This window comes from Saccharopolyspora sp. NPDC002686, from assembly GCF_040295745.1.
GTDB classification, from domain to species: Bacteria; Actinomycetota; Actinomycetes; order Mycobacteriales; family Pseudonocardiaceae; genus Saccharopolyspora; species Saccharopolyspora oryzae.
Window position 1 is genome coordinate 1 of the sequence record NZ_JBEOVY010000431.1, and the last position, 5,751, is coordinate 5,751.

At 71.1% G+C, this 5,751-nt stretch carries 3 protein-coding genes; all 3 read right to left on the reverse strand.

The window, feature by feature from the left end:
• Positions 1–116: 116 nt before the first annotated feature.
• Positions 117–1,175, reverse strand: coding sequence for a BMP family protein (locus ABTZ89_RS34655; protein WP_351052840.1), 1,059 nt, complete (start codon positions 1,173–1,175; stop codon positions 117–119).
• 125 nt (positions 1,176–1,300) lie between these two features.
• The gene (locus ABTZ89_RS34660) at positions 1,301–2,221 is read right to left on the reverse strand and encodes an AEC family transporter (protein WP_351052843.1); all 921 of its coding nucleotides are present in this window, start codon (positions 2,219–2,221) and stop codon (positions 1,301–1,303) included.
• Positions 2,222–2,406: 185 nt separating this feature from the next.
• The gene (locus ABTZ89_RS34665; protein ID WP_351052846.1) at positions 2,407–5,574 is read right to left on the reverse strand and encodes an arabinosyltransferase domain-containing protein; all 3,168 of its coding nucleotides are present in this window, start codon (positions 5,572–5,574) and stop codon (positions 2,407–2,409) included.
• Between the last annotated feature and the right edge of the window lie 177 nt (positions 5,575–5,751).

Below are 5,751 nucleotides of genomic sequence, written 5' to 3' on the forward strand. Positions count from 1 at the left end.
GAACATCGCGGACACCGCCAACGCGTTCTACGCCTGCGTCGACCTCGACGTCGGCTGACCGGCCTCGCGGGAATCCGGTGGCGCCAGCCGGATTCCCGCGGGATCCCCCGGCGGGGTCACGGGTTCGGGAACTCCGGTCCGCTGTAGGTCGTGCTCACCTCGATCTCGCCGTTGACGATCCGCTCGCGCAACGCCTCGACCTCGGCGCGCACGTGCTCGGGGACGTCCGGGGCGAGGGTGAGGCGGACGGCTTCGGGTGTTTCCAGCCCGATGCGGACGTTCTCGCCGCCGTGCAGCCTGCCGTTCGCGAAGTCCTCAATGGCGCGGAAGACCGCCACACCCGAGTCGGCGACGGCCGAACCGGCGAAAACAGCGGGATCGTCGGCGACGAAGTCACGGACGTTGCCGAACTGGCGGCCCTTGCCAGCGGCCCTGATCGCCTCGGCGACACCGGGACGCCCGGCGTTGAGCATGGTGAAGATCTGGTCCGCGCCCGCGTCGAGTTCCGCGGTGGCGACGCGCCGGGCCAGTTCGACGTCGTCCTGGTCCCCGGAGAAGTTGGTCAGCACCCGGGCGGCCGGATTGGTGTGCGCGACCCCGTCGACGAACGCCGCGCGGCCCTTCAGACCTGGCACCGGGCGGATTCCCGACATGTGGCCGACCACGCCGGACTCGGTCAGCAGCCCGGCAGCGGCGCCGGCGAGCCAGGCGGACTGCTCCTGCAGCACTTCGTAGCTGGCCAGGTTGGGGCCGGTGACGTCGGACTGGGTCACCACGAACTTCGTCCGCGGGAACTCCGCGGCCACCACCTGCGCCGCGGCGTTGTTCTGCCCGCCCTGCGCCACGACCAGGTCGACCCCGCCGCTGGCGAGCTCCCGCATCGCCCGCTCCAGCTCCGGCTGCTTCGGCGCCACCCGGTCGACCACCGCGATCTCGGCGCCGAACTGCTGCTCCGCGCGCTTGGCGCCGTTGTAACCGGCCTCCATGAACCCGCCGTCGTGGCTCGGCCCGGCGAGCAGCAGTCCCACCCGGACCTTCGCGGGCGGTTGCGGGACGTTCCGGTCGGTGGCCGCGGGAGTGCCGCACGCCCCCGCCGCGAAGATCCCCGCCGCTGCCACCACGCCCACCATCACCTTCGGAACCGACCGCATGCCCATCCGCCTCTTCCGGATCACCAACGAATGCTTCGGTATACCAAAATGCGCGATCCGGGCGCGAAAGAACAGACCTTCCCAGCTCGCGAGAACCAGCAGCTTCCACGTGACCGCGCTCGTCCACTTCGGAGATACCGGCGAGCGGGTCAGCCGAGCAGCGCGGTGATGGTGAACAGGACCGGCACGGACAGGATCGTGGACAGCAGGATCGACTCGCGGGCCAGCCGCACGCCCACGTTGTAGGTGGAGGCGTACACGAACAGGTTCTGCGCCGCGGGCAGCCCGGAGATCACCACCGCGGCGAACAGCGAAGCGCCCGAGAGCCCGAACAGGCCCGCACCGATCGCGTAGGCGATCATCGGGTGCACCACCGACTTCAGCCCGACCGACAGCAGCACCGGCCAACGCTCGGTGCCACCCGCGGGCAGCGAACTCCCGTGCAGCGAGATGCCGAAGGCCAGCAGCACCGTCGGGACCGACAGGTGCCCGAGCAGGGAGATCGGCTCGAGGACCGGGGCGGGGATGCGCAACCCGCTCAGCGACAGCCCGACGCCGATCAGCGAGCAGATGACGATGGGGTTGCGGAACGGCGCCAGCACCCGCGACCACACCGAACTGCGCTCCCCCGCCTGCGCGTAGTCGATGACGGTCAACCCGATCGGCGTCATGACCAGCAGCTGGAACAGCATCACCGGTGCCACCAGAGCGGCATCGCCGAGCACGTAGACCGCGATCGGGATGCCGAGGTTGCCGGCGTTGACGTAGCTGGAGCACAGCGCGCCGATGGTGGTGCGGCGGATGTTCCACCGGCGCACCAGTCCGACGAGCACGAACAGCCCGGCGGCGGCGAACGTGCTCAGCGCGGTGACCAGCAGCGGGACCGAGAAGATCACCGTGACGTCGGACTCGGAGAGCATCTTCAGCAGCAGCGCGGGCGTACCGACGTAGAACGACAGCTTCGTCAGCGCTTCCCGCCCGCTGCTGCCGAGCACCTCGGTGCGCCCGAGGACGTAGCCGACCAGCACGATGGCGGCGATCACGCCGAAGCCCTGGATCACGCCGGACACTAGGCCTCCCGCGGCTCGATCTCCGCAGCGTCCACTGCGGACAGTTTGCGACCGGGCGGCACTTCGTCGGGCGCGCAGATGGGCTTCGCCACCGCCCAGGGCCCGCGAATCGTGCGCAGGCCTGCACGGTTAGCAAGCCTAAGCGATCAGCTGTGCGCGCCGATCATGGCGCTGCTCACAGCCGATCAGGTCTTGTCGCCGGTCACGGCCGGCTCCAACGGCACCAGGTCGGTGCGGCCGTCGGAGCTCGGCGGGCCACCCGGCAGCTTGACCGCCTTCGGCAGCGCGCCCGGGCTCCACGTGCCCCAGTGCGTCTCCCGGTGGACCTCCATCGCCGCCTCGGCGGGCAGGGCGTCCGGTTGGAAGGAGTCGACCACGTAGAACACGCCCCAGTCGCGGTGCAGGTCGCCCTTGAGGTAGCTCGGCATCGCCCGCACGCTGGCAGCCACGTTCAGCCAGCCGAACGGTCCACCGCCGGAGGAACCCGACCAGCCCTGCCCCATGTCGCGCAGCATCCCGCCACCGGCCACCCGGAACCGCGGCAGCTCCACGATCCCGTTGTGCAGGCTCGCCAGGTTCAGGCACGGGTGCACCAGGGCGGCGGGCCATTCCACGAACGTCGGGGACCCGCCGACCACGTCGGTCATGGTGGTCAGCTTCGGAACGCGCGGCGCGCTGAAGGCCAGCCAGCCGCCCTCGTCGACCTTCTGGTCCTCGGCCAGCACCCGCAGCTTGGTGGCACCGTCCACGGTGAACCGCAGGTCGCGCCAGGTGCCGCTGTTCTGCACCAGGTCGCGCTCGGCGATGATCTGGAAGCCCTCCGGCGTGTCCTTGCCGAGCTCCACGCGCAGCGAGTTCGCCCCGGTCGCCGAACCGGCGAACTGCATCACCACGGGGGATTCGCCGGAGGTGGCCTGCGGCGGCAGGTCGTACCAGGCGCTGCGCATCTCGCCGGTGCCGGTGGCATCGCGGTCGTAGCTGCCCCACACCGGCGCGTCGTCCCCGCCGAAGCCGAACGGCGGGGTCCAGAACTCGGTGCGCGGGTAGCCGAAGCGGTGGAAACCGCGCGAGACCTCCGCCATGTAGTCGGGGCCCTCAACGGTCTGGGTCAGCTGGTTGTCGGCGCTGCGCGGCTGGTGCTCGGACACCGCGAGCACGCCGTTGCGCGGATCGGTCTCGATGTCGACGTAGTCCGACAGCCCGCAGCTCTGCCCCGCAAGCTGCTTGACGTTGTCCGCTCCGAGGCTGTAGCCGTCGCGCTGGCGGTAGATCCCGACCGCGAACAGCGTCACTTCACCGAGCATCAGCACGGCGCAGGTGATCGTCAGCGGAGCGGCGCCGAGCCGCAGGCCCCGGCGCTGCTGGTCCGGGGTGATCACCGGCAGCTCGTCGTGGCGCAGGTGCTCGACGACCGCCACGACCGCGGCGATCGCGGCAGCGATCAGGAAGTAGGTGCTGCCGTCGCGCCCATCCAGGCTGGGCGCGCGGTCGAACCACGGCACGCCCCAGCCCGAGACGTACCACCACGAGTTCGTCCCGGTCACCGAGAACGCGCACACGACCATCAGCCCGGCGAAGAACGCGGCCCGGTTGCGGCGCGAGCGCAGCACCGCCGAGCTGGTCGCCAAGGCGGTCAACGCCGCCACCACGGCACCGATGCCGGCGAGGATTCCGAAGTGGTGGGTGTGCTTGGTCGGCGTGGCCGCGAGAACCACGAAGCACAGCGCGGCGACCGCGAGCACCCGGCGGCTCGGCCCGAGCGCCGCACCCCGGATCCGGCCGCGGCGCAGCAGCAGCATCCCGCAGGCCAGCACGCACAGGACCACCAGCAGCACCGGGAACCGCCGCGTCAGCGAACCGTCCGGCCACGGCCCGAACAGCTTGTCGTAGCGGACGAGCTCCTGGTACCAGGACTCGTTCGGCCCGAACTTGGTCTTCAGCGCCACCGAGTCCAGCACGGACTGCAGCGTCTGGTCGAAGAACACCCAGACCAGGATCACCAGGCCCGACGCCGCGATCGGAGCCAGCAGCGGCAGCGCCCCGCGTTCGCGCATGCGCTGCCAGAGCAGCTGCAGCAGCGGTTTGGCGGCCACCACGAACGGCAGGACAGCGACCATGCCGTGCGGGTTCGCGCCCACGCCCAGCGCCGCGGCCACCAGCCCCAGCGCGGCCGGCGTCAGCCGCCGGGTCGCCACCGCGCGCTCGACCGCGCACAGCGCGAGCAGGAAGAACGCCACGACGACCGGTTCGGGGCGCAAGCCGTTGTTGTACGGCAGCCAGAAGGCCAGGAACACCGCCGCCGCGGCCCAGCCCGCTGATTCGCTGCGCCGGACCTGCTGCCCCAGCCGCGGCAGCACCCCGCGGCTGAGCAGCAGCCAGCTGAGCACGCCGAAGAACAGTGCGGGCAGCCGCACCCACGGCGTGGCGGGCGAGACCTGCACCCACAGCGCGTACAGCTCGTAGAACCAGCCGAACGGCGACTCGGGGTTGCCGAACCACCGGAAGTAGTTGGTGACGTACCCGGCGTCCCCGGCGGCGCGCAGCATGGTCAGGATGTAGCCGTCGTCGGCGGTCATCGCGCCGATCAGCCACCACACGCCGAGCGCGCCGATGACCACGACGTCGCGGAACTTCAGCCGCCACCAGCCCGGTCGGAGCAGCCGTGGCGCCCGGCGGACCTCGAGCTTGCTCAGCGCCAGCACGGAACCGGCGAAGGCGACCACGGCCAGCGTCATCGCCGCGACCTTCAGCGGGGTGGGTGTGCTGGCGAACCGGTTGTCCACCCGGGCCTGGAACGACAGGCCGCGCACGTCGTCGACCGCCGCGTCCAGCTGGGAGAAGATCCCGGTCAGCTGCGGGCGCCGGTCGCCGTCGACGGAGGCCAGCACCGCGCCGCCGATCTCGGCCCGGGTTCCGGTCTCGTCCGCGCGCAGCGCGATCGCGCAGTCGCCGGCGGGTAACGCGGTCGAGCCGATCTGCTGCCCCCGCGACCACAGCGCGACTTTGCCGTCGTCGACCTGCAGGCTCAAGCCGGTCACACCGCCGTACTCCGAGGACGGCGGGTTGGTGGCGACCAGCACGGCGGGGCCGTTGCTGCGCGCGTCCAGGCTGCGCGCGGACGCGCACGGAACGTCAGCGGTGATCCACAGCGGCGCGTGGGTGACCAGCGGCGCGGACACCGGGGCGGTGCCTTGCGCGGTCGGCCACTTCAAGGTCGTGATGTCGTGGTCGACCGGCAGGAGCGGAACCGCGAGCGCCGCCAGCGCCGAGAGCAGGCCGAGCACCACGGCCCAGCGCCGAGCAGCCTTCGAAGCGGGATCGCGTCGCGTGATCTCCCCCGACCGCTGAGCCACGCGATCGCCACCTCATCCTTGCCGACAACAGCCAATCCCACTGAGCTTAGAGGCCCTTTCGAAGCCCAGCGGACCCGCATGCCGCCCAGTCCCCCGGCTCCCCTCCGATGAGAACAGCCCGAACGTGGCGCGCAGCACCCGTTCCGCCGCAAATTCAATGGAAATCAGACGTCCGAT